This is a genomic window from Streptomyces sp. NPDC046727, assembly GCF_040645635.1.
GTDB lineage: Bacteria > Actinomycetota > Actinomycetes > Streptomycetales > Streptomycetaceae > Streptomyces.
The window spans coordinates 1-23228 of the sequence record NZ_JBEYYR010000010.1; the positions used below are offsets into that span (position 1 = coordinate 1).

21 protein-coding genes and 1 pseudogene are annotated in these 23228 nt (G+C 70.5%); 13 read left to right on the forward strand and 9 right to left on the reverse strand.

Translation table 11 applies throughout. The annotated features are described in order from the left end of the window. The 3 genes from ABZ937_RS14495 to thpD all read left to right on the forward strand — a co-directional run. The coding region (locus tag ABZ937_RS14495) for an aminotransferase class III-fold pyridoxal phosphate-dependent enzyme (RefSeq protein WP_361690922.1) at positions 1-404 on the forward strand (404 nt) is incomplete at its 5' end. A gap of 24 nt (positions 405-428) precedes the next feature. After that, positions 429-833: an ectoine synthase gene (locus ABZ937_RS14500; RefSeq protein ID WP_361690925.1), complete on the forward strand. Its 405-nt coding sequence runs from the start codon at positions 429-431 to the stop codon at positions 831-833. Positions 834-838: 5 nt separating this feature from the next. Then, the gene (gene thpD, locus ABZ937_RS14505; RefSeq protein ID WP_361690928.1) at positions 839-1726 is read left to right on the forward strand and encodes an ectoine hydroxylase; all 888 of its coding nucleotides are present in this window, start codon (positions 839-841) and stop codon (positions 1724-1726) included. 68 nt (positions 1727-1794) lie between these two features. Here thpD and ABZ937_RS14510 read toward each other — a convergent pair whose 3' ends face one another. Further along, positions 1795-2856: an alkene reductase gene (locus ABZ937_RS14510; protein ID WP_361690931.1), complete on the reverse strand. Its 1062-nt coding sequence runs from the start codon at positions 2854-2856 to the stop codon at positions 1795-1797. Between the two features lie 143 nt (positions 2857-2999). Here ABZ937_RS14510 and ABZ937_RS14515 point away from each other — a divergent pair, with 143 nt between their 5' ends. Next, entirely contained in the window at positions 3000-3503 is a 504-nt protein-coding gene (locus tag ABZ937_RS14515; protein ID WP_361690934.1) for a MarR family transcriptional regulator, read from the forward strand. Between the two features lie 4 nt (positions 3504-3507). Here ABZ937_RS14515 and ABZ937_RS14520 read toward each other — a convergent pair whose 3' ends face one another. From ABZ937_RS14520 to ABZ937_RS14540, 5 genes are all read right to left on the reverse strand, one after another. Further along, the gene (locus ABZ937_RS14520; RefSeq protein ID WP_361690937.1) at positions 3508-4569 is read right to left on the reverse strand and encodes an aminotransferase class V-fold PLP-dependent enzyme; all 1062 of its coding nucleotides are present in this window, start codon (positions 4567-4569) and stop codon (positions 3508-3510) included. Positions 4570-4666: 97 nt separating this feature from the next. Beyond that, positions 4667-5383 (reverse strand): DsbA family oxidoreductase, encoded by a 717-nt coding sequence (locus ABZ937_RS14525; RefSeq protein WP_361690940.1) that lies wholly within the window; start codon positions 5381-5383, stop codon positions 4667-4669. A 75-nt stretch (positions 5384-5458) separates the two neighbouring features. Then, positions 5459-5965 (reverse strand): GNAT family N-acetyltransferase, encoded by a 507-nt coding sequence (locus ABZ937_RS14530; RefSeq protein ID WP_361690943.1) that lies wholly within the window; start codon positions 5963-5965, stop codon positions 5459-5461. A 317-nt stretch (positions 5966-6282) separates the two neighbouring features. Continuing rightward, positions 6283-6891: a DUF1349 domain-containing protein gene (locus ABZ937_RS14535; protein ID WP_361690946.1), complete on the reverse strand. Its 609-nt coding sequence runs from the start codon at positions 6889-6891 to the stop codon at positions 6283-6285. Positions 6892-6939: 48 nt separating this feature from the next. After that, positions 6940-8469, reverse strand: coding sequence for an aldehyde dehydrogenase (NADP(+)) (locus ABZ937_RS14540; protein ID WP_361690949.1), 1530 nt, complete (start codon positions 8467-8469; stop codon positions 6940-6942). Between the two features lie 153 nt (positions 8470-8622). Here ABZ937_RS14540 and ABZ937_RS14545 point away from each other — a divergent pair, with 153 nt between their 5' ends. From ABZ937_RS14545 to ABZ937_RS14555, 3 genes are all read left to right on the forward strand, one after another. Next, positions 8623-9396 (forward strand): IclR family transcriptional regulator, encoded by a 774-nt coding sequence (locus ABZ937_RS14545; RefSeq protein ID WP_361690952.1) that lies wholly within the window; start codon positions 8623-8625, stop codon positions 9394-9396. 18 nt (positions 9397-9414) lie between these two features. Next, complete coding sequence (locus ABZ937_RS14550; RefSeq protein ID WP_361690955.1) at positions 9415-9903, forward strand: GNAT family N-acetyltransferase; 489 nt, start codon at positions 9415-9417, stop codon at positions 9901-9903. 65 nt (positions 9904-9968) lie between these two features. Continuing rightward, positions 9969-11423 carry a penicillin-binding transpeptidase domain-containing protein gene (locus ABZ937_RS14555; protein WP_361690958.1) on the forward strand — a complete coding sequence of 485 codons (1455 nt, stop codon included), beginning with the start codon at positions 9969-9971 and terminating at the stop codon, positions 11421-11423. Positions 11424-11463: 40 nt separating this feature from the next. Here the strand turns inward: ABZ937_RS14555 and ABZ937_RS14560 are convergent, their stop codons facing one another. Then, a complete protein-coding gene (locus tag ABZ937_RS14560) occupies positions 11464-12861 on the reverse strand; it encodes an NCS2 family permease (protein WP_361690961.1) in 1398 nt (465 codons plus the stop codon). A 246-nt stretch (positions 12862-13107) separates the two neighbouring features. On the opposite strand from ABZ937_RS14560, the gene ABZ937_RS14565 reads away from it, so the two are divergent. Both ABZ937_RS14565 and ABZ937_RS14570 read left to right on the forward strand, forming a co-directional pair. After that, positions 13108-13677 (forward strand): SigE family RNA polymerase sigma factor, encoded by a 570-nt coding sequence (locus ABZ937_RS14565; RefSeq protein ID WP_361690964.1) that lies wholly within the window; start codon positions 13108-13110, stop codon positions 13675-13677. Next, the gene (locus tag ABZ937_RS14570; RefSeq protein WP_361690967.1) at positions 13674-14540 is read left to right on the forward strand and encodes a hypothetical protein; all 867 of its coding nucleotides are present in this window, start codon (positions 13674-13676) and stop codon (positions 14538-14540) included. Before ABZ937_RS14565 ends, ABZ937_RS14570 begins: the two co-directional genes overlap by 4 nt. A gap of 77 nt (positions 14541-14617) precedes the next feature. Here ABZ937_RS14570 and ABZ937_RS14575 read toward each other — a convergent pair whose 3' ends face one another. Beyond that, positions 14618-15772: a right-handed parallel beta-helix repeat-containing protein gene (locus tag ABZ937_RS14575; protein ID WP_361690970.1), complete on the reverse strand. Its 1155-nt coding sequence runs from the start codon at positions 15770-15772 to the stop codon at positions 14618-14620. Between the two features lie 199 nt (positions 15773-15971). On the opposite strand from ABZ937_RS14575, the pseudogene ABZ937_RS14580 reads away from it, so the two are divergent. Next, positions 15972-16997 (forward strand): annotated as a pseudogene (locus ABZ937_RS14580) (glycoside hydrolase family 43 protein); the annotation flags it as partial. Positions 16998-17015: 18 nt separating this feature from the next. On the opposite strand, the gene ABZ937_RS14585 reads toward ABZ937_RS14580, so the two are convergent. Continuing rightward, on the reverse strand, positions 17016-17813 hold the full coding sequence (locus ABZ937_RS14585) for an HAD family acid phosphatase (RefSeq protein ID WP_361690974.1): 798 nt from the start codon (positions 17811-17813) through the stop codon (positions 17016-17018). Between the two features lie 213 nt (positions 17814-18026). On the opposite strand from ABZ937_RS14585, the gene ABZ937_RS14590 reads away from it, so the two are divergent. Genes ABZ937_RS14590 through ABZ937_RS14600 form a run of 3 tightly spaced genes read left to right on the forward strand, consistent with a single transcriptional unit; the run spans position 18027 to position 23177 of the window. Next, complete coding sequence (locus ABZ937_RS14590; RefSeq protein WP_361690977.1) at positions 18027-18392, forward strand: hypothetical protein; 366 nt, start codon at positions 18027-18029, stop codon at positions 18390-18392. A 28-nt stretch (positions 18393-18420) separates the two neighbouring features. Next, a complete protein-coding gene (locus tag ABZ937_RS14595; RefSeq protein ID WP_361690980.1) occupies positions 18421-22689 on the forward strand; it encodes a DUF6531 domain-containing protein in 4269 nt (1422 codons plus the stop codon). Then, entirely contained in the window at positions 22686-23177 is a 492-nt protein-coding gene (locus ABZ937_RS14600; protein WP_361690983.1) for a hypothetical protein, read from the forward strand. Before ABZ937_RS14595 ends, ABZ937_RS14600 begins: the two co-directional genes overlap by 4 nt. Positions 23178-23228 lie beyond the last annotated feature (51 nt).

Genomic DNA, 23228 nt, shown 5'->3' on the forward strand with positions numbered 1-23228 from the left:
ACGTGTGGGAGCCGGGCGAGCACAACGGCACCTTCCGCGGCAACAACCCCGCCTTCGTCACCGCCACCGCCGCCCTGGAGACCTACTGGACCGACGGCTCGGCCATGGAGAAGCAGACCCGCGCCCGCGGCGAGCAGATCGAGCAGGCCCTGATCTCCGTCACCGAGGAGAACCTCGCCGACGTGAAGGAGTACCGCGGACGCGGACTCGTGTGGGGCCTGGAGTTCCACGACAAGGACCGGGCCTCGCGGGTCGCCCGGCGCGCCTTCGAACTCGGACTGCTCATCGAGACGTCCGGCCCCGAGGGCGAGGTCGTCAAGCTGCTGCCGGCCCTGACCATCACGCCGGACGAGCTGGACGAGGGCCTCAGCGTCCTCGCCCGCGCCGTCCGGGAAACCGCCTGATCAGCTAGGAGGAAGTACAGCACCGTGATCGTCCGATCGTTCAAGGACATCGAAGGCACCGACCGGCACGTCCGGGCGAAGTCCGGCACCTGGGAGAGCAAGCGGATCGTCCTCGCCAAGGAGCGCGTCGGCTTCTCCCTGCACGAGACCGTCCTGTACGCCGGGACCGAGACGTCGATGTGGTACGCCAACCACATCGAGGCCGTCGTCTGCACCGAGGGCGAGGCCGAACTGACCGACCACGAGACCGGGCGGACGCACACGATCACGCCCGGCACCATGTACCTCCTCGACGGGCACGAGCGGCACACCCTGCGCGTCAAGGAGGACTTCCGCTGCATCTGCGTGTTCAACCCGCCGGTCACCGGGCGGGAGGACCACGACGAGAACGGCGTCTACCCCCTGCTCACCGAACCCGAGGAGGTGTGACACCCATGACCACCGTCACCGACCTGTACCCCACCCGCGGCACCACCGAGGTGACCGTCCCCCGCCAGGACCCGGTCGTCTGGGGCTCCCCGGACACGCCCGGCCCGATCACGACGGCCGACCTCCAGGCGTACGAGCGGGACGGCTTCCTCGCCGTCGACCAGCTGATCACCCCGGACGAGGTCGAGGTCTACAAGGCCGAGCTGGACCGGCTGGTGTCCGACCCGGCGGTCCGCGCCGACGAGCGCTCGATCGTGGAGCCGAAGTCGAAGGAGATCCGCTCGGTCTTCGAGGTGCACCGGATCAGCGAGGTGTTCGCGCGGCTGGTGCGCGATCCGCGGGTCGTCGGCCGGGCCCGGCAGATCCTCGGCTCCAACGTGTACGTCCACCAGTCCCGGATCAACGTCAAGCCGGGCTTCGGGGCCAGCGGCTTCTACTGGCACTCCGACTTCGAGACCTGGCACGCCGAGGACGGCCTGCCGAACATGCGCACGGTGTCCGTCTCGATCGCGCTGACCGAGAACCACGACACCAACGGCGGGCTGATGATCATGCCGGGCTCGCACCGGACGTTCCTGGGCTGCGCCGGCGCCACGCCGGAGGACAACTACAAGAAGTCCCTGCAGATGCAGGACGCGGGCACGCCGTCGGACGAGGCGCTGACCGCGCTGGCGAGCGAGTACGGCATCCGGCTGTTCACCGGCAGGGCCGGCTCGGCGACCTGGTTCGACTGCAACTGCATGCACGGCTCGGGCGACAACATCACGCCGTTCCCGCGCAGCAACGTGTTCATCGTGTTCAACAGCGTGGAGAACGCGGCGGTGGATCCGTTCGCGGCACCGGTGCGGCGGCCCGAGTTCATCGGCGCACGGGACTTCACGCCCGTGCGGTGAGCCGTGCGGTGAGCTGAACCGCGCCGTTCCAGGGGCCTCCGAGCGCCGGCCGGAGGCCCCTGGCGCGGTCACAGCGCCGGGTAGTCCGTGTACCCCGCGGCTCCGCCGCCGTAGAAGGTCGCCGGGTCCGCCGTGTTGAAGGGTCCGCCGGAGCGCAGCCGGGCCGGGAGGTCAGGGTTGGCGAGGAACAGCTGCCCGTAGGCGATCAGGTCCGCCGAGCCGTCCTCGACGAGGGCGAGCGCGTCCGGGCCGGTGGGGCCCTCGGTCGCCGGGTTGAGGACGAGGCTCCCGCTGAAGCGCTTGCGCAGCAGGGGGGTCAGGTCGCGGAAGTCCCCGGTCTCCAGGACGTGCAGGTAGGCGAGGCCCAGCGGTTCCAGGGCGTCGACCAGCGCGGTGTACACCGGCTCCGGCTCGGGCTCCTCGATGTCGTTGAGGGGGTTGCCCGGGGAGAGCCGCAGGGCGGTGCGCTCGGGTCCGATCGCCTCGGCGACGGCCCGGGCGGTCTCCACGGCGAAGCGGATGCGGCCGGCCACGGAGCCGCCCCACTCGTCGGTGCGGCGGTTGCTGCCGGGCGCCAGGAACTGGTGGATCAGGTAGCCGTTGGCACCGTGGAGTTCGACCCCGTCGAAGCCGGCCTCGATCGCGTGCCGGGCCGCGGCCTCGAAGTCGGCGATGGTGGCGCGGATCTCGTCACCGGTCAGTTCGCGGGGCGTGACGAAGTCCTTGGGGCCCTGGTGGGTGTAGACCTGGCCACGGGCGGCCACCGCCGAGGGAGCCACGTTGACCAGCCCGTCCGGCAGCAGGTCGGGGTGTCCGATGCGGCCGGTGTGCATGAGCTGGGCGAAGATCCGGCCGCCGGCGGCGTGCACGGCGTCGGTCACGGTCCGCCAGGCGGCGACCTGCTCGGCGGTGTGCAGGCCGGGGGTGTCGGGGTAGCCCTGGCCGACCGCCGAGGGCTGGATGCCCTCGGTGACGATCAGGCCGGCGGAGGCGCGCTGGGCGTAGTACTCGGCGGTGAGGCCGGTGGGCAGGCCGCCGGCGGCGGCGCGGCTGCGGGTCATCGGGGCCATGGCGATGCGGTTGGTCAGCCGCAGTCCGGCGAGGTCGATGGCGTCGAAGGCGGTGGTCACGGGAGCCTCCAGGAGAGGTTTGATTGGTCGGCCAAGTAATTCGACCGAGCGCCACCCTAACCCATTCCTTGGTCGGCCAAGTAAATCGGGTGAGTACGCTTCGACGGACGGCCATCGGAAGGCAGAGAGGTGCGGGAGCGACGATGGAGGCCCCCAGGGAACCGGCGGCGAACGCGGCCGGGCATGTCTGCGCGGAGCTGCCCGCCGCCGCCCGGGGCGGGCCGGTCAGCCACGCCCTGAGCCGCGTGGCACGACTGCACCGGACGGCCGCCGCGGGAGTGCTGCGCGGGCTCGGGCTCTACCCGGGCCAGGAGCTGGTGATGATGCACCTGTGGGAGCGGGGCCCGGCCCGGCAGGCCGAGCTGGTCCGGCTGCTCGACCTGGACCCGTCCACGGTGACCAAGATGCTGCAGCGGCTGGAGCAGGCCGGGCAGGTGCGGCGGCTGCCGGACCCGGCGGACCGGCGGGCGGTGCTGGTGGAGGCGACGGACTCCGGGGCGCGGCTGCTCGACGAGGTGGCGCGGGCGTGGAGCAGGCTGGAGGACGAGACCCTCGCCGGCCTCGACCCGGTCGAGCGGGAGCAGTTGCTGGCGCTGCTCGGCCGGGTCGAGGCCAATCTGTGCGGACCGGCCGCCCGGGAGACCTGACAGGTCAGCCGGACAGCGCGGCCAGCAACCGGTCCACCTCCGCGGCCGTGTTGTGAAGGTGGAAGGCCGCACGCAGATTGCCCGCACGGTCGGAGACCTCGATACCCGCCGCGCTCAGCCCGTGCTGGCGGTCGCCGAGTCCGGGGACGGAGACGATCGCCGAGCCGGGGGCGGGCACCGGCTCGTGGCCGAGGTCGGCGAGTCCCGCGCGGAACCGGTCGGCGAGGGCGATGTCGTGGGCGTGGATCGCCGCCACTCCGAGTTCCTCGACGAGTTCGAGGGACCGGCGCAGGCCCGCGAAGGTGAACAGGGCGTGGGTGAGGTCGAACCGCCGGGCGGAGTGGGCGAGTTCGGCGACCGGGCCGTAGCAGCTGTCCCACGGCTGTTCGGCCGCGACCCAGCCCGCGAGCAGCGGGGTGAGCCCGCCGAAGTCCTCGGGGACCGTGAGGAAGGCCGCGCCGTGCGGGCCGAGCAGCCACTTGAAGCTGACGGCGGCGGTGAAGTCGTAGGCGTCCGCGTCCATCGGCAGCCAGCCGGCGGCCTGGGAGAAGTCGACGTAGGTGCGGGCGCCGTGGGCGCGGGCGGCCTCGCGCAGGGCGGGCAGGTCGGCGATCCGGCCGTCGGCGGACTGGGCCGCGCTGACCGCGACGAGCGCGGTGCCGGGCCGGACGGACTCGGCGATCCGCTCCAGCGGGACCGCGCGGACCTTGAGGTCGCCGCGGACGTGGAACGGGTTGAGCACGGAGGTGAAGTCGTCCTCGGCGGTGAGGACTTCGGCCCCCGCGGGCAGCGAGGCCGCGATCACGCCGGAGTGCGCGGCGACCGAGGCACCGGCGGCGACCCGGCCGGCCGGGACCCCGGCGAGCCGGGCGAACGCGGCGCGACAGCTCTCCACGTCCTCGTACAGCGAGGTCAGCGGCCGGCCCGCGGCCCGCAGCAGCGCGGCCTCGTGCAGGGCGGCGACGGTACGGGCCGGCAGCAGGCCGTTGCTGGCGGTGTTGAGGTAGGTGGTCTTCGGGGTGAACTCGGCGCGGACGAGGCTCTCGAACGTCTCCGTGGTCTCCATGGGTCCACTCTGCGGCCCGATGAAGTAGTAGTCCATTGCGGATTTTTACGTGGATCCGCTTAGGAACGCTTATAGGTCCGCGCCGACCTGCGGTTTCTCAGTGCTGTGGAACCGCGCACCCGTCCGGGCCGCACGCCTCGGCGTCACCCTGGTCGACCAGCTTCAGCGGCGATCGCTCGCCCCACGCCTGGGTCAGCGCCTGGGTGAAGACCTCGGCGGGCTGGGCCCCGGAGACGCCGTACGTGCGGTCCAGGACGAAGAAGGGCACGCCGTTCGCGCCGAGCTGGGCGGCCTCGCGCTCGTCGGCGCGGACCGCGTCGGCGTACGCGTCCGGGTCGGCGAGCACCGTGCGGACGGCCTCGGCGTCCAGTCCGGCCTCGACGGCCAGCTCCACCAGCCGCTCGTCGCCCTCGGTGAAGACGGACCGCTCCTCGGCGAAGTTGGCCCGGTAGAAGATCTGGATCAGCTGGTCCTGCCTGCCCTGCTCCTTGGCGAAGTGCAGCAGGCGGTGCATGTCGAAGGTGTTGCCGTGGTCGCGGTCCCGGGTGCGGTAGTCCAGGCCCTCGGCGGCGGCCTGGGCGCCCAGGTTGTCCTCGCCGGCCTGGGCCTGGGCCTCGCTCATGCCGTACTTCCTGGTCAGCATGGTGATCACCGGCTGTACGTCGCCCTTGGCGCGGCCCGGGTCCAGCTCGAAGGAGCGGTGCACCACCTCGACGTCGTCGCGGTGCGGGAAGGCAGCGAGCGCCTTCTCGAAGCGGGCCTTGCCCACATAGCACCAGGGGCAGGCGATGTCGCTCCAGATCTCGACGCGCATGTCTTCGGCTCTCTCCAGGTCGTACGGGCGCGGGGGCTCTCCCCTGCCGGTACGTGAACGTTCAAACAGACCGCTTCATTCCCGCGGCGGCACGGAGAAGCGCAGGAAGAGGTGGTGGTCGCCCTCGGCGGGCGGGTTCTCCGGGTCCGGGACCCAGCCCTGGCGGGCGTAGAAGGCCTGGGCGCGCCGGTTGTCCACGTGCACGTCGAGCACGGCGGCGCGCCGGCGGTCGGCCCGCCACTGCTCCGCACAGGCCGCGTGCAGGGACGTACCGATGCCGGCGCGCCAGTGGCCGGGGTCGACGTGGAACTGGAACAGCTTGACGGTGTCGGCGGGGGCGCCGTCCGGGGTGCGGAAGGAGGCGATGCCGACGATCCGGCCCTGCACGACGGCGCACAGCACCTGGCCGTCGGGGCGCTCGATGGATCCCCGCCAGGCCTCCGTCCAGTCGAAGTCGGCCTGCGGGACGCCGTCGGGGTAGTACGTCGAGCGGGCCCGGAGGTGCAGATCGGCGATGGCCTCGGTTTCGGCGGGCAGGGCGGTGCGGATCACCAGGGCGCCGTTCACGCGTTCACTGATCATGCAACGGAGGACGTGCCGGCCGCGGCTCCGGTTGCGTCGCCCCTGGGCCGGCCGCGGGCGTCGGCGCGGACGCAGCCACGCTCGGGCGGCAGCGGGCCGTGGTGTTCCTGCCGAGGTCCGGGCTGATCGCGGTGACCGACGCGGTGTCCGGAAAGCCGTCCGGCCGCTACGGTCCGCGCGCGCCGATGCCGGTCGTCCAGGCCCCGGCAGCGGCCGGGGTGCCGGACGCGGCGATGTGCGTGCCAGGCCCCGCGACGCCGGGATGCGGGCGAGCCCGGCACTGGGCGCGGCCCTGTTCGTGCCGGCCCTCGCCGCCCTCAGCTGCCGTCCCGCAGCTCGCTCGGCCACTCGGCCCGGAACTCGATGTGGTCGTACGTCACGACACATCCCTCCCCCAGCGGCGACTGGGTCATGAACCCGACCAGGGCGGCACCGGTCTCCTTCTCCTCGCCCAGGGTGAAGAGCCGGACGAAGGTCCAGCGGGCGCCGTCCCGGGAGGCGTGGAAGGCGAAGGCCCGCCCCGTCCGGCTGACCCGCAGCCACACGGAGTCCCCGTCCACCGGGAAGGAGTTGGCGTCGTCGGAGTGCCCCCGGGTGACCACCGTGCAGACGGTGGGCACGTCCGGGGAGTACTCCAGGCACAGCTTGGCCCAGGCCCGCTCGCCGACGTGGAGGTAGAGCACCCCGGCGTCGAAGGCGGCACGGAACCCCACGGTGACCCGCGCGATCAGCTGGAAGTCCCCTTCGGGCGCCCCGAGCAACCGGGGCGCGTCGGAGGCGGGGTCGAGTCCTTCGCCGGTGGGCGGAACGAACCGGTCCTGCCGGGGCCCGGCCCATCCGGTGAGCACGCCGTCCTCGTAGGACCAGTGGCCGTCCGGGCCGTAGGTCCGCAGGGGAAAGGGCAGTTCGGGAAGCTCCAACTCCATCGACCGTTTCTCGCGAGGTGACCGGTTTCTGCCCAGGGCGCGCGGACGCTACCGCTCCAGAACCCCGTTGAACCGCCGAGGCAGCCCGAGCGGATTGTCGTCGCGAAGCTCCTCGGGCAGCAGCGCCTGCGGCGCGTTCTGGTAGACCACCGGCCGCAGCCACCGCTCGATGGCGGTGCCGCCCACGGAGGTGGACGTGGACGTGGTCGCCGGGTACGGCCCCCCGTGATGCTGGGCCGGCGCCACGGCGACCCCGGTCGGCCAGCCGTTCACCAGCACCCGGCCGGCCAGCGGCGTCAGCTCGGCGAGCAGCTCCGGGCCCCGGCCGTTGCCCGCGGCCTCCTCCGAGGAGAGCTGCACCGTCGCCGTGAGGTTGCCCGGAAGCCGCGACAGGACGGCCTTGGCCTCGTCCTCGCCGTCGTAGCGGGCGACCACGGTCACCGGTCCGAAGCACTCCTCCAGGAGCAGGTCGTACGCCCCCTCCGCGGCCAGCTTCTGTGCCGGCACCGTGAGGAACCCGGCGCTGACCGCGTGTTCGCCGCCCGCGCCCGGGGTGACCGGCGAGTCCACGTCCGGGAGCTGCGCGCGCTCGGCCACACCCGCGATGAAGTTGTCCCGCATGCGGTGGTCGAGCAGGACACCCGCGCCGGTGTCGCTGACGGCGTCGGTCAGGGACTTCACCAGCCGGTCGCCGCCCGCGCCGGAGGGCACGAGCACCAGGCCGGGCTTGACGCAGAACTGGCCGACGCCGAGGGTCATCGACCCGGCGAGCCCGCCGCCGATCTCCTCGGCCCGCTCGGCCGCGGCGGCCTCGGTGACCAGGACCGGGTTCAGCGAACCCAGCTCGCCGTGGAACGGGATCGGCACGGGGCGCGCGGCGGCGGCGTCGAAGAGCGCCCGGCCGCCCCGTACCGAACCGGTGAAGCCGGCGGCGGCGACCAGTGGGTGCCTGATCAGCTCGACGCCCGCCTCGAAGCCGTGGACGAGGCCGATCACGCCCTCGGGGATGCCGTGTTCGGCGGCGGCCCGGCGCAGCACCTCGGCGACCAGCTCGGACAGGGCCGGGTGGTCGGGGTGGGACTTGACGACGACCGGGCAGCCCGCGGCCAGCGCGCTCGCGGTGTCGCCGCCGGCGACGGAGAACGCGAAGGGGAAGTTGGAGGCGGAGTAGACGGCGACGACGCCGAGCGGCACCTTGTAGCGGCGCAGGTCCGGGACGGGCGGGGTGGCGGTGTCGTCGCGGTGGTCGATGACGACGTCGAGGAAGGCGCCCTCCTCGACGATGCCGGCGAAGGCCCGCAACTGGTACGTCGTACGGGCGAGTTCGCCGGTCAGCCGGGCCGGGCCGAGCGCGGTCTCCGCGTCGGCGGTCTCCACCAGGCCGTCCCGGGCCGCGTCCAGGCCCGCGGCGGCCGAGCGCAGGAAGGCGGCGCGGACCGCGCGGTCGGCGAGGGCGCCGCGCGCGGCGTGGGCCGCCCGGGCGGCCGTGTCCACCTCCTGGGCTGTGGCCTCCACCGCAACCTGTTCACGCTGCTTCCCGGTGCGCGGGTCGACACTCCAGACTGGTGCTGCTGCCACCGCGGGTCCCTCCCAGTAAAGGCCGCACTATCTAGGACTATCCAGGCTCACCCATCAGTCGCGTTCGATATACTGAACACTGTCTCTGATGATGAATACGCTGCTCGGAGACTATATAACTCAGGTCCTCGTCGAACGAAGGGGTCAAGGGCGATGACGGCAGGCGACACAGGGGGCGGGGCGCAGGTCAAGTCCGCGGTACGGACCGTTGAGCTGCTCGAATACTTCGCCGGCCGGCCCGGGATGCACTCCCTCGCGGCCGTCCAGGAGGCCATGGGATATCCCAAGTCCAGCCTGTACATGCTGCTGCGCACGCTCGTGGAGCTGGGCTGGGTGGAGACGGACGCGACCGGCACGCGGTACGGCATCGGGGTGCGGGCGCTGTTGGTCGGCACGTCGTACATCGACGGCGACGAGGTGGTGGCCGCCGCCCGCCCGACCCTGGACCGGCTCTCCGACGACACCACGGAGACCATCCACCTGGCCCGGCTCGACGGCACCAACGTGGTCTACCTGGCCACCCGCCAGTCCCAGCACTACCTGCGCCCCTTCACCCGCGTCGGCCGCCGGCTCCCGGCCCACTCCACCTCCCTCGGCAAGGCGATCCTCGCCACCTACACCGACGAGCAGGTCCGCAAGCTGCTGCCGGAGACCCTGCCCGCGCTCACCGAGCACACCCTCACCGACCGGGAGAAGCTCATCGAGGAGCTGCACCAGGTCCGGGAGCAGGGCTTCGCGGTCGACCGCGAGGAGAACACGCTGGGCCTGCGCTGTTTCGGTGTGGCGATCCCGTACCGCACGCCCGCCCGGGACGCCATCAGCTGCTCGGTCCCGGTCGCCCGGCTGACTCCCGCCCACGAGCAGATGATCAAGGACGCGCTGTTCGACGCGCGGGATCGGCTGACACTGGCGACGCGTCGGCTCTGAGCCCGTAGTCTCGGGTCCATGGAGATCGCGCTGCGGGCCGTCCAGGACAGTGACCTGCCGGTGTTCTACCGGCAGATGACCGACCCGGAGGCCCTCCGGATGGCCGCGTTCGGCCCGGCGGACCCGTACGACCAGGATGCCTTCGCGGCCTACTGGCAGCGCCGGCGGGACGGCGCCGACGTGCTGCGCACGGTCCTGGCCGACGGGGCCGTGGCCGGCAACGCGGCGGTGTACGGCGTGGCCGGCGAGCGGGAGGTGACGTACTGGATCGACCGCGCGTACTGGGGCCGGGGCGTGGCGACGGGCGCGCTGCGGGCCCTGCTCGCCGAGGTTCCCGAACGGCCGCTGTACGCACGGGCGGCGGCCGACAACGCCGGTTCGCTGCGCGTGCTGGAGAAGTGCGGGTTCCGCGAGACGGCCCGGGCGCGGGGGTTCGCGAACGCGCGGGGCCGGGAGATCGAGGAGGTCGTGCTGGTCCTGGACGGCCGGTCCGGGCCGGCTTCCTGAACGCCCGATGAGAAAAGCGGTCGTACGGGAACGATTGCCCCCGTCTCGATCGTCTTCCGAGCGGGATGAACAAGACGATCAGGCGGGCGTCCGTCTTCGCGCTGCTGCTCGTGCTCGCCCTGCTGGTCAGGGCGACATGGCTGCAGTTCTACGACGGTCAGGCCCTCGCGGACGACAACGACAACCGGCGGAACGCGATCACGACGTACTCGCGGCCCCTCGGGAACATCATCGTGGCCGGAGACGCGGTCACCGGCTCGAAGCGGACGAAGGGGAGCGATCTCGCGTACAAGCGGACGTACAAGGACGGCAGGCTGTACGCGGCGGTGACGGGGTACGCCTCGCAGGCCTACGCCCCCACCCAGCTGGAGGGCATCTACACGGACCTGCTCAACGGCACGGACAACCAGCTGAAGACCGTGATGGACACCGTCACCGGGGAGCGCGCCGCTCCGGGCAACGTGCTCACCACGATCGACCCGGACGTGCAGAAGGCGGCCTACCGCGCGCTGGGAGACACGAAGGGCGGCGCCGTCGCGATCGACCCCAAGACGGGCAGGATCCTCGCGGCGGTGTCGACGCCGTCGTACGACCCGTCCTCGCTCACCGACGCCAACACGGCCGGCAAGGCGTGGAAGTCGCTGAACGCGGACAAGGACAAGCCGCTCACCAACCGCGCGCTGCGCCAGCCGCTGCCGCCGGGCTCGACGTTCAAGCTGGTCGTGGCGGCCGCCGCGCTGGAGGACGGGCTGTACAAGGACGTGGACCAGCACACCGACAGCCCCGACCCGTACATCATGCCGGGCACGACGCGCCCGCTGGAGAACGAGAGCAAGTCGGCTCCGTGCAAGAACGCCTCGATCCGCGTCGCCCTGCAGTACTCCTGCAACAACGTCTTCGGTCATATGGCCGTCCAGCTCGGCCAGGACAAGGTCAAGGCCATGGCCGAGAAGTTCGGCTTCAACGACGAGGAGCAGGACGTGCCGGTGCGCGCCTACACCAGCGTGTACCCGTCCGGCATGGACCAGGCCCAGACGGCCCTGTCCGGCATCGGCCAGTTCGACGTCACCGCGACGCCGCTCCAGATGGCCATGGTGTCCGCGACCATCGCCAACGGCGGCAAGCAGGTCGCGCCGCACATGGTGTCGCAGATCACCGACAGCGGCGGTGACGTGCTGAAGGACTACGACGACGCCGCCGGCACCGAGGAGATCATCAGCTCCACCACCGCCGAGCAGCTCCAGTCGGCGATGGAGACGGTGGTGAAGGACGGCACGGGTACGAACGCGCTGATCGACGGGGTGACCGTCGGCGGCAAGACCGGTACCGCCCAGCACGGCGAGAACAACAGCAAGACGCCGTACGCCTGGTTCACGTCCTACGGCAAGTCCGACAGCAGCGGCAAGGAGGTCGCCGTCGCGGTGATGGTGGAGCAGTCGGACGCGGCGCGGTCGGAGGTCAGCGGCAACGGCCTGGCGGCTCCGGTGGCCCGGGCGATGATGCAGGCGGCGCTGAAGTAGGCGCCAGCGGGTGGGCGGTTCCGCGGAACCGCCCACCCGCTCACTTCACCCCGAGAACCTGCTCCACGGGGTCGATCGCGAAGTACACGAGGAACAGCGCCGAGACCCCCCACAACAGCCAGTTGACCTCCCGCGCCTTCCCCAGCACCGTCTTGATGACGACGTAGGACAGGAAGCCCGCGCCGATGCCGTCGGTGATCGAGTAGGTGAACGGCATCGCCGCGATGGTGAGGAACGCCGGGACGGCGATCTCGTACCGGTCCCAGTCGATGTGCTTGACGTGGGTCATCATCAGGAAGCCGACGGCGATCAGCGCGGGCGCCGCCGCCTGGAGCGGGACGATGGTGAGCAGCGGGGTGAGGAAGAGGGCGAGGCCGAAGAGGCCGCCGGTGACCAGGTTGGCGAAGCCGGTGCGGGCGCCCTCGCCGACACCGGCCGCGGACTCGATGTAGGCGGTGTTGGAGGAGGCGGAGCCGACACCGCCGGCCACGGCCGCGGCGCCGTCGATGAACAGCACGCGGCCGATGCCGGGCACCTGCCCCTTCTCATCGAGCAGGCCGGCCTCGGCGGTGATGCCGACGATGGTCCCCATGGCGTCGAAGAAGTCCGACAGGATCAGGGTGAAGACCAGCAGGACGGCGGTGAGGACACCGGCCTCGGCGAAGCCGCCGAACAGGCTGAAGTGACCGAACAGCCCGAAGTCCGGTGCGGCGACGACCTCGTCCGGGACCTCGGGCGTGGTCAGGCCCCAGCTCTTGATGTCGGCAACGGCGTCGATGACGATCGCGACGACGGTCATCGTCACGATGCTGATGAGGATCGCGCCCTTCACCTTCCGCGCGAGCAGCGCGAGGGTGAGCAGCACACCGAGACAGAAGACCAGCACCGGCCAGCCGGTGAGCCGCCCGACGGCGCCGAGCTGGACCGGCACGGTGGTGTGCGCGGCGTCCGGTATGCGGCTGACGAACCCGGCGTCCACGAAGCCGATGAAGGCGATGAACAGGCCGATGCCGACGCCGATGGCCTGCTTCAGCTGTTGCGGGATCGCGTTCATGATCGCTTCCCGGAGGCCGGTGAGCACCAGCACGCAGATGACGATGCCTTCGAGGACGACCAGGCCCATCGCGTCGGCCCAGCTCATCAGCGGGGCGAGCTGGAAGGCGACGACGGCGTTGAGACCGAGGCCGGCGGCGATGGCGAGCGGCAGATTGCCGCCGACGCCCATGACGACCGTCATCACACAGGCCACCAGCGCCGTCGCGGTGACGAGTTGGCCGGTATCCAGGCTGTGACCGAACTTGTCCTTGGCGCTGCCCAGGATGATCGGATTCAGGACAAGGATGTAGGCCATGGTGAAGAACGTGGCGAAGCCGCCGCGTATCTCGCGCCCGAGCGTGGATCCCCGCTCGGAGATCCTGAAGTACCGGTCCACGGACATGGTTCCACTCCTCGTCACCTGATGATCAGCGTGCGGATGCTGGCTGGATTGTTCCCGCGTCGAACCCGTTTCAGGTTTTCTCCGTGTTACGTAATCGAGTTCGGCCTGCCATACGACGTCCGACTCCCCGTACGAGGACACGAAACGATCACTGCTACGCTTCCGGATCTCCGTCCGGGCCCTCCCCCGGGCCCTCGCATGTCATTCACATGACACCCACAGCGCCGCATCGAGAAGAGGTCACCCGTGGGCACAGTCGTCGACGACGCCGCCTCCGTGGAGTTCCATGCCTTCTTCGAACGGCACTACGCCGAACTCTCCCGTCTGGCCCATCTGTTGACGGGTGAGGCGGACGCCGCCGACGACCTGGCGGCGGACGCGTTGCTGGCGCTGTGGCACCGCTGGGACCGGGTGCGCGCGGCCGACCATCCGGTGGCGTACGCCCGGGGCGTGGTCGCCAACCTGGCCCGTACCCGGATCCGCAGCGCGGTGCGCGAGCGGCGCCGGATCGCGCTGTTCTGGCCGCGCGGCGAGGAGAGGACCGAGAACCCGGACGTCGCCGGCGTGGTGGACGTCCAGGGGGCGCTGCGCAGGCTGCCGTTCCGGAAACGGGCGTGCGTGGTGCTCCGGCACGCGTTCGACCTGTCGGAGAAGGACACCGCGCTCGCGCTCGGGATCTCGGTCGGTACGGTGAAGAGCCAGACGTCCAAGGGCATGGCCGAACTGCAGCGGCTGCTCGGCCCGCAGGGCGACCCGCGGCGGGTGCACGCGGCGATGGCGGCCCGGGGCGGCGAGAGCGGAGGAAGGAACCGATGAGGCGGCAGGACGTGCACGACGAGCTGCGCGCCCGGCTGCAGGAGGCGGCCGAGGCCCACGAACCCGACCGCGCGCGCATCCTGGCCCGCGTGGAACGCGGCATGGCCGAGCGGTCCCGCCCCGGCCACCGGTCCGTACGCCCGCCGGTGTTCGGCTGGGTCCGGGTGGTCACCGCGACGGCCGCGGTGGCCGGTGTGCTCGCGGTCGGGGGCTACGCGGTGGCGTCCGCGGTGAAGGACGACCCGCCGGCCCGGGAGACGGTGGCGGTGTCGCCGACGCCCTCCGGGTCACCGGAGGCGACGACCACCCGGCCGCCGGTCCACTCGGCGGACCCGGCCCCCACCGAGGGCGCCGGGCAGCCGTCCCGCACCCCGGACTCCTCCCCCTCCCCCTCGCGCACCCCGAAGGCCACCGCCACGGCCGAGCCGCCGGCGGCGCGCGCCGAGCGGGACGGTCCCCTGTGGTCGGACGGCTCGGTGGACCCGCACGGCAACGATTTCTGGGCGCAGAGCAACCTGACCCTGAAGACGTCCAAGGAACTGACGTCCCTCACCGTCGAGTTGAAGGTCGCCCAGACCGGCGGGGTCACGTCGACGGGTGCGTGGCGTTCGCTGCCGGAGGGGGACTTCAGCCAGAGCGTCACGGAGAAGGACGGGTTCGTCGTCTACACATGGACGCTGAAGCAGGGGCGTACGGTGCCGGCGGGTGAGTGGGTGTTCGCCGGGCAGTACGACCATACGCGTGGGGGGCGGGACGCGGGGCGCGACCGCTATGTCATGACCGGTCTGGCCGCGGGACGTGCCTATGCGGTGACCGGGGACTTTGCCGCGCATGCGCGGGACGGTTCGGGTGGTGACTCGTAGGACGGCGACTGCGGGCCGGTGGTGGGTTGCTCGCGCAGTTCCCCGCGCCCCTGACGGGGCGCGGGACCACCGCGGACTCAGTCCATCGTTGCCCCGATGACAGTCGACCCCGTCGTCAGGAATGACGTCGCCGGCAGCGAACCGTCGGCCCTCCGCGCCCCGTACGCACTCGCCGCGTCCGTGGACTTGAAAGCCGGCGTGCTCACCCCGCTGTCCCAGTTGTTGGCGGCGGACACGGTACGGGAACCCAGCTCGGCCAGGCCGCCCTTGTTGCCGACGGCCAGGTTGCGGGCCAGGCGGGCCTTGCCCGTCTCGAAGAAGAAGCCCGCCTGCGCGTTGGCGTAGGCGGTGTTGCGGTTCAGCACGATCGCGCCGGTGTTGGAGTTCTCGGTGAACCCGTTCAGCGTGTTGTCCCAGGCCGCGTCGTCGTTGACGACGTGCGCGACCGAGGCCCCGCCGCCGCCCAGCTTGAACCCGTTGCCGTTGCCCTCGAAGGCGGAGTCGTTCCAGCGGTTCCTGCCGTTGCCGAAGGCCCAGGAGTGCTCGATGGTGACGGGTGAGGAGAACTGCCAGAGGTCGAGCCCGTCGTCCGAGTTGTTGAAGAGCCGGGCGCCGGTGACCTTGTTGCCGGTGCCCGAGCCGAACTTGACGGCGATGCCGTCGGCGTTCTGGCCGTGGCCCGAGGCGTCGTAGTTGCCGTAGCTGTCCAGGTTCTGCACGAGGTTGCCGACCGTGTTGTCGCCGCGCAGGGTGAACCCGGAGTCGCCGTTGTCCGCGGTGACGAGGTTCTTGAAGATGCCGCCGGTGGAGGAGGTGACGACGAACCCCTGGGCCGGGGACTTCTGGAAGGTGAGGTTCTGCACGGTCCAGTAGCTGCCGTAGATGCCGGCGAGCCAGGAGCCGGCGGGCAGCTTGGAGCCGTCGATCCTCACCTTCTCGCTGCCGTAGGCCTTCAGCGTGATCCGGTTCGAACCGGTCCCGCTCGCCGTGGACTTGAGGGTGGCGGTCGGGTAGTAGGTGCCGCCCCGCACCTGGATCACGGTGCCGGCGGTGGCGTTCCTGACCGCGGATTCCAGCTGGGCGGTGCTGGACACGGTGACCGTGGCCGTGGCGGCCTGGGCGCCGCCGTCGGACAGGCCGAGGTAGACGCCGCCGGCCCCCGCGGCGACGGCCACCGTGGCGGCGATCGAGAGGGTGCGCGTCCTGCGGTGGCGTCCGGTGCTCTGCCGCACTGGGCGTTCCTTTCGTCGGGGGTGTGACGCGTTGCGGTCGCCGCCGTGGCCGGAACGGGTTGCCGCCCCCGCGCGAAAACAACCGAAACTTTCGGCCGCCCCGCTCCCGCGCACACCGATTGACGTCGTGCGCCCCACTGGTGACACTCCGAGAACGCACAGCACCCCACAGAAACCCTCACGCTCACACAGGACTGTCATGCGTCTCAGAACTCTGCTGGTCCCCCTCCTCGCCCTCCTCCTCACTTTGGCGGCCGCCCCGCCCGGCTCCGCGGACACCGCGCGGTCGAAGTACGCGGGCTATCTGTTCGCCTACTTCACCGGCGAGGGCACGGCCGACGGCGAACAGATCCGCTACGCACTCAGCCAGGGCAACGACCCGCTGCACTGGCGCGAGTTGAACGCCGGACAGCCGGTGCTGACCTCGACCATCGGCGAGAAGGGCCTGCGCGACCCGTTCGTGATCCGCTCCCCCAAGGGTGACAGGTTCTACCTCATCGCCACCGACCTGCGGATGTACCGGAACAGCAGCGGAAGCTGGGACTACGTCCAGCGGCACGGCAGCAAGTCCGTCATGGTGTGGCAGTCCACCGACCTGGTCCACTGGACCGACCAGCGGCTGGTGAAGGTGGCGCCCGACAACGCGGGCAACACCTGGGCGCCGGAGGCCTACTGGGACAGCAGGCGGCACGCGTACGTCGTCTTCTGGGCGTCGAAGCTGTACGCGGCCGACGACCCGGACCACACCGGATCGACGTACAACCGCATGCTCTACGCCACGACCGAGGACTTCCGCACCTTCAGCGAGCCCAAGGTCTGGGACGACCCCGGCTACTCGGTCATCGACTCGACGGTCATCAAGGACAAGGGGACGTACTACCGCTTCACCAAGGACGAGCGGGATCCGTCGTCCAGCTCGCCCTGCTCGAAGTTCATCACCGCGGAGAAGTCGCGGGACCTGACCGACACGTCGTACGACTTCGTCGCCGACTGCGTCGGCAGCAACGCCCTCGCCCGGGGCGAGGGCCCGACCGTCTTCAGGTCCAACACCGAGAAGAAGTGGTACCTGTTCATCGACGAATACGGCCTGCGCGGCTACGTCCCCTTCGAGACCACGGACCTGGCCTCGGGCAGGTGGACTCCGTCCACGGACCACGCGCTGCCGGCGAGCCCCCGCCACGGCACGGTGCTGCCGGTGACGGGGGCCGAGTACGAGCGGCTGCTCAGGACGTACGGGTAGGGCTCAGCTGACGAAGTACGTCGGGTTCGGCAGCTTGTACGTGCGGTTCGCGTAGCCGCCGTCCAGGTCCGAGTACTGGTCGCCGAAGTTGGCGATGATCTCGTAGCCCAAGTCGTCCTCGATGTGCTTGCGCGTCCCGGACTTGTACTGCACCGTCGTGCAGTTCCAGGCGCCCGCGGTGGCGCAGTCCTTCAGGTAGGCCGGCGGGTTGGCCTTGTCCTTGAGGAACATGTGGTCGGCGTCGAGGTTCACATCGGCGCCGACCTTCTTCAGGTTCTCGACCGCGGCGGCCCGCTGGGCCTCGCTCAGACCGGAGTTGTAGAAGACCTCGACGCCCTTGGACTCGGCGTACCGCACCAGCTCCGGGCTGCCGAAGACGGCCGGGCGGTCCGCCTTGTTCACGTAGTCGCTCCACGTGGTGGAGTTGTACGTGTAGTTGGTGCGCTTCTCGTAGTCGAGGCTCAGCAGCAGCGTGTCGTCGATGTCGAAGACGACGGCCGGCTTCTCGCCCCGGTGGTCCGCCTTGCGGGCGGCCTTGTCTATGTAGCGCTTGGCGTCGCGGTCGATACGCGCCAGGTCCTGGGCGTACGGGCTGTCCGGGGACGCCTGGTAGACGCCGTTGGCGTCGGCGGTGGTGCCGTAGTAGGTGTCGATGTCCTTCACCAACTGCCCGATGTTGTACGGCTCGTGGGTGGAGTTCGCCGTCGACTGGTCGGCGGTGGCCGCGCCCGCGCCGTACAGCGCCGCCCCGGCGACGACACAGGCGGCACCGGCCGCGACCGCCTTGAGGGACTTCCTCATGAATTCTCCGGATCTGGTGAATGGGAGTGATGTAGCAGGTCAGAGATTGTCTACGCGCATCAAGCAGGCAGAGCGAGCCCCGTTACCCGATCGATACGCGACCGCTGTTGCGCCCCCCATCTGGAGCATTACCTTCCGATTGCCTTGTTCTGGGGTTCCCTTGACCCGGTGGCCCTATGGTCGGAGACCGCGACTGCGAACGGGGGTTCATCGGTGGGCGACGGCAAGGTGCCCGGCAAGGTCCTGGACATCAAGACCGCCGACATCAAGGCGGCGGCACCGGCCTTCCATCAGGGGGCCATCGATCTGAGCAAGGCACTGACCACGCTCATCAACACCCTGGACGGCCTCGGCGAGCCCTGGGGCCACGACGAACAGGGTGACAAGTTCGGCAACGCCTACAAGCCGCAGCAGAAGAAGATCGAGAGCGCGGCGGGTGTGCTGGTGCTCGGTCTGACGAGCATTCACGAGGCCATGGTGGACCTCTCCGACGGGCACGTGGACAACGACCAGCTCATCGCCGGCATGTTCACGGAAGTGAAGACCCCCCAGCAGAGCGACGGTGCCGGTGAGCGTTGAGGACACAGCCCGCCACATCCTTCTCAAGATGGGTCTGTGGTGGCCCGAGGCCGACTCCGACAAGCTGCGGGACGCGGCGAAGGCCTGGCGTGCCTTCGCCGATTCGGTGGACGACGTCCGCGCTCCCGTGCACCGCAGCGCGTCCTCGATCATCCACAACAACACCGGTGAGTCGATCGAGGCGTTCGAGAAGTTCTGGGGTCGCTACGCCAAGGACCAGGACGGCGGCTGGCTGAGCGACCTGGCCAAGTCCTCGCGGGAGATGGCCAAGGCGCTGGAGAAGTTCGCCCACGCCATCGACGACGCGATCAACAAGCTCTGGACGCAGATCGGCATCGACGCGGCCGTGATCGCGGGCGGTGTGGCGCTGGCCTTCTTCACCGCGGGCCTGGCCTCCGGGGCCGCCGCCGTGGCGGCCGAGGCGCTTATCGAGTTCGGCGCCACGATGGGCGTCGCGGTCACCACGACCGTCGCCGAGATCGCCGCGGGCACGCTGGTCGCCGCCGCGTTCGGCGGCGTGGAGTCGGTCACGGTGGACCTCGCCGTGGCCCAGCCGCTGAAGATCGCGACCGGGCTGCAGCAGGGCTTCAGCCTGGACGAGGTCAACCAGGCCGCCAAGGACGGCATGATCTTCGGCGGCGCGATGGGAGCGGGCGGCGGCTTGCTGAAGGCGAGCATGGAAGGCGGGTTCAGCAGCACCACCCCGCTGCTGCTGCGCCCGCCCTCCCTCCGCCCCGACCTGGTGGAGCTGGGCCCGGCCGCCCGCAACGCCGAACGCACCCCCTGTGTCGGCGAGCCGATCGACGTGGCGACCGGCGCCATGCTGATGCCCCAGACGGACCTGACCCTGCCGGGCAGCCTGCCGCTGGAGTTCACCCGCACCCACCTCTCCTCCTACCGGGGAGGCGTCTGCTTCGGCCCGACCTGGATCTCCACCCTGGACGAGTGCCTCCAGATCGACGGCGAGGGCGTCGTCTTCGCCGCGGCCGACGGCATGCGCCTGGTCTACCCGGTACCGGAACCGGGCGTGCCGACCATGCCGGCGAAGGGCCCGCGCTGGCCCCTGGAGTGGGACGGCAAACCGGACGGCGCGATGACGGTCACCGACCCGGCGACCGGCGTGATGCGGACCTTCGCCGCCCCCGTCCCCTCCACGACCTTCGGCGTCTTCCACCTCGCTCTCGACTCCTGGAGCGACCGCAACGGCAACCGCATCGACGTCGAACGCGACGACGACGGCATCCCCTTCGCCATCCGCCACTCCGGCGGCTACTACGTCGCCGTCGACACCCAGGGCCCACGCATCACGGCCCTGCGCCTGCTGGACGAGCCGCCCTCCCGCTACCGCCCGTCCGCCGCGCCCGACGAGGGCACGGTCGTCATGCGCTACGGCTACGACACCTCCGGCAACCTCACCGAGGTCATCAACTCCAGCGGCGAACCCCTCCGCTTCACCTACGACACCGAGGGCCGCGTCACCCGCTGGACCGACCGCAACGGCACCTGGTTCTCGTACGTCTACGACGACCGAGGCCGCGTGACCCGCACCGAGGGCGTCGACGGCATCCTGTCCGGGACGCTGACGTACGACGACACCACCCGCACCACGACGTACACGGACTCCCAGGGCCACACCTCGGTCCACCGGTACAACGCCGAAGGCCTGGTCGTGGAGGAGACGGACCCGCTGGGGCACGTCACCCGTACGGAGTGGGACGACTACGGCGACAAGCCACTGACGGTCACCGACCCCCTGGGTCACACCACCCGATGCGCCTACGACGACGCCGGCAACCTGGTCGGACTCACCCTGCCGGACGGCTCGGAGGCCCGGGCCGCGTACAACGCGCTCGGACTGCCGACCGAGGTGATCGAGCCGGGCGGCGCGGTTTGGCGGCACGCCTACGACGAGCGGGGCAACCTCCTTTCGACCGTCGATCCCACGGGGGCCGAGACCCGGTACACGCACGACGAGGCGGGCCGCCCGACCACGATCACCGACGCCCTCGGCCACACCCGCACGGTCGTCCACGACGACGCAGGCCTGCCCGTCGCCCTCACGGACGAACTGGGCCACACGACGACGATCCGCCGGAACGCCTTCGGTCGCGTGACCGAGGTGACCGATCCACTCGGTCACACCACCCGCCTGGGCTGGACGACGGACGGCAGACCCGCCTGGCGTGAATCAGCCGACGGCACACGGGAGTCGTGGACCTGGGACGCAGAGGGCAATCTGCTCACCCACACGGACCCCGCCGGGAACACGACCCACCACACGGTGACGCATTTCGACGTACCCGCCACACGAACGGATCCGGACGGCGCACACTACGCGTTCACCTATGACACGGAACTGCGTCTGACCGGAGTCACCAACCCGCAGGGCCGTACCTGGACCTACACCTACGACGAGGCGGGCCGTCTGACGGCCGAGTCGGACTTCAACGGCCGCACGCTCACGTACACCCACGACGCGACGGGCCGGCTCACCTCCCGGACGAACGGGGCCGGGGAAAGGCTTTGTTTCACCCGAGACGCGGCGGGCCGCGTGGTGGAACAGCGCGACGAGGCCGGCGGTGGCATCACCACGTACAGCTATGGGCCCGACCGCAGGCTGGCGCACGCTGCCAACGTCGGCACCGAGGTGTCGTTGGAACGGGACCCGCTGGGCCGGGTCGTGGCGGAGACCGTCAACGGCCGCAGGATCAGCTACGCGTACGACGCCCTCGGACGTCGTACCCGGCGTACGGCCCCGTCCGGGCTGGTGTCCGAGTGGACGTACGACGCCACGGGACGAGCCACCGCGCTCCGCACGGCGGACCACACCCTCACCTTCTCGTACGACACGGCGGGTCGCGAGACCGAGCGACGGCTCGGGGACGACGTCACCCTCCTCCAGCGGTGGAGTGCGGCCGGCCGGCTGACCGAGCAGTCGCTGACCGTGCTCGCCGGCGCCGTGGGGGCGAACCGTCTGCTCCAGCACCGTGGCTATGCCTACCGCGCCGACGGCCACATCACGGAGATCCGCGAGTTGACGTCGGGCACCCGCCGCTTCGATCTCGACGCCGTGGGCCGGGTCACGGGCGTCTGTGCCCATGGCTGGGCCGAAACCTACGCGTACGACGCGGCGGGCAATCCGGTCCGGGCGGACTCACCGGGACTCGGTGTCCGCGGTGAGCGTGAGTTCGACGGCACCCTGATCCGCCGTGCCGGCCACACCGTCTACGAGCACGACGCCCAGGGCCGCCTTGTCTGCAAGAAGCGGAATCTGCTCAACGGTCAGCAGCGCGTCTGGTCCTACACGTGGAACGCGGAGGACCGGCTGACCGAGGCGGTCGGTCCCGACGGCGACCGATGGTGCTACGCCTATGACCCGTTCGGACGCCGGGTCTCCAAGCATCGTGTGGCCGAGGACGGGTCCGTGTGCGACCGGACCGACTTCTGCTGGGACGACACCCGGCTGGCGGAACAGACCACACCCGCCGGCACGGTGACCACCTGGGAGTTCGCTCCGGACACCGACCGTCCTGTGGCTCAGATCGACCACGAACCGACAGAGCACGAGGCGGAGAGTTCGTTCCTCGCCCGGCTGGCCGAGGAGACCACGGCCGGACAGCGGACTCGGTTCCACACCGTCGTGACCGACGTCGTGGGGACGCCCACCGAACTGGTCACACCGGACGGTCGCCTGGCATGGCAGCGCCGGACCACGGTGTGGGGGGCGCCGTTCCCCGCACCGCCGGACGACGAGGCGTCCGTGGATTGCCCGCTGCGTTTTCCCGGCCAGTACGCGGACCCCGAAACCGGCCTCCACTACAACGTCTTCCGGTATTTCGACCCGGAGACCGGAGGCTTCATCTCGGCGGATCCACTCGGTCTCGATCCGTACCCGAACCCGTACGCATACGGTCCGAACCCGTTCACTTGGCTCGACCCGCTCGGGCTGGCGTGCAAGAAGATCCCCGCCGATGACCTCAACTGGAACACGCGCAGCCGGCCGACCTTCGGCCACACCTTCAGCGAGCACGGAGCCGGCGCGAAGAACACGAAAAGCCTTACCGACCGGGCACGCAGCACGGGAAATCAGCAGGGGCAATGGCTTGACAACGACAAGGCCCTGGAATTCCTGAAGACACACCACGACCCCAACGGAGGGGTACGCGAGGTGGAACTGCCGCCGGGGATGGGACAGGTCATCATGCCGGACGGAACGATAGTCGAGGCCAACTACGCCAGACTGGTCCCCAAACCCGATGGTTCCTACAAAACGGCTTTTCCGATCCTGAAGAAGTGAGCAGCTCCGTGCCATTCCGCATGACCGTGTCTCCGCCCACCTCCGACACCCCGGTGACACACGAACTCGATCTTGCCGAGGACTATGAATCGCTGGTCATGGATGCCTGTGAGCTTCTGGCCGAGACGGACTGCCGCTTCCATGTGTCGGGGTTCGGCCAGGACGCATGGCCCGTGGACGTCTCCTATGACCTCTCCTCGGTCATCGAGCAACTCCCGCAGGCAAGGGCGGCCCTCGGCCGGAAGGACCGGGCACAGATCGACTTCTACGGCCAGGGCATCGAACGTGTCATCAGCTTCGACCCGGTCGGCGAACAGGTCACCATGACCTGCACGACCCGGACCGACTGGATCCCCGCACCGGCGACCGAGACAGCCTCTCTGCCGGACGTCGAGGACATGCTGGCGGCACTGGCCCACGACTTCCGGCGCGCACTTGACCGTGCCTGCCCGGACATTGCCGCACAGGAACCCTTTGCACGATGGTGAACAGCCGAATCACCGCGGCAATCACGGCGTTCCGCTCCCCTCGCACCGGGC

Excerpts from the sequence above, each read along its gene's own strand:
- thpD (WP_361690928.1), top strand. The coding sequence starts at position 839 with ATGACCACCGTCACCGACCTGTACCCCACCCGCGGCACCACCGAGGTG.
- ABZ937_RS14515 (WP_361690934.1), top strand. The coding sequence starts at position 3,000 with ATGGAGGCCCCCAGGGAACCGGCGGCGAACGCGGCCGGGCATGTCTGC.
- ABZ937_RS14520 (WP_361690937.1), bottom strand. The coding sequence starts at position 4,569 with ATGGAGACCACGGAGACGTTCGAGAGCCTCGTCCGCGCCGAGTTCACC.
- ABZ937_RS14525 (WP_361690940.1), bottom strand. The coding sequence starts at position 5,383 with ATGCGCGTCGAGATCTGGAGCGACATCGCCTGCCCCTGGTGCTATGTG.
- ABZ937_RS14530 (WP_361690943.1), bottom strand. The coding sequence starts at position 5,965 with ATGATCAGTGAACGCGTGAACGGCGCCCTGGTGATCCGCACCGCCCTG.
- ABZ937_RS14535 (WP_361690946.1), bottom strand. The coding sequence starts at position 6,891 with ATGGAGTTGGAGCTTCCCGAACTGCCCTTTCCCCTGCGGACCTACGGC.
- ABZ937_RS14545 (WP_361690952.1), top strand. The coding sequence starts at position 8,623 with ATGACGGCAGGCGACACAGGGGGCGGGGCGCAGGTCAAGTCCGCGGTA.
- ABZ937_RS14550 (WP_361690955.1), top strand. The coding sequence starts at position 9,415 with ATGGAGATCGCGCTGCGGGCCGTCCAGGACAGTGACCTGCCGGTGTTC.
- ABZ937_RS14555 (WP_361690958.1), top strand. The coding sequence starts at position 9,969 with ATGAACAAGACGATCAGGCGGGCGTCCGTCTTCGCGCTGCTGCTCGTG.
- ABZ937_RS14560 (WP_361690961.1), bottom strand. The coding sequence starts at position 12,861 with ATGTCCGTGGACCGGTACTTCAGGATCTCCGAGCGGGGATCCACGCTC.
- ABZ937_RS14570 (WP_361690967.1), top strand. The coding sequence starts at position 13,674 with ATGAGGCGGCAGGACGTGCACGACGAGCTGCGCGCCCGGCTGCAGGAG.
- ABZ937_RS14585 (WP_361690974.1), bottom strand. The coding sequence starts at position 17,813 with ATGAGGAAGTCCCTCAAGGCGGTCGCGGCCGGTGCCGCCTGTGTCGTC.
- ABZ937_RS14595 (WP_361690980.1), top strand. The coding sequence starts at position 18,421 with ATGGGTCTGTGGTGGCCCGAGGCCGACTCCGACAAGCTGCGGGACGCG.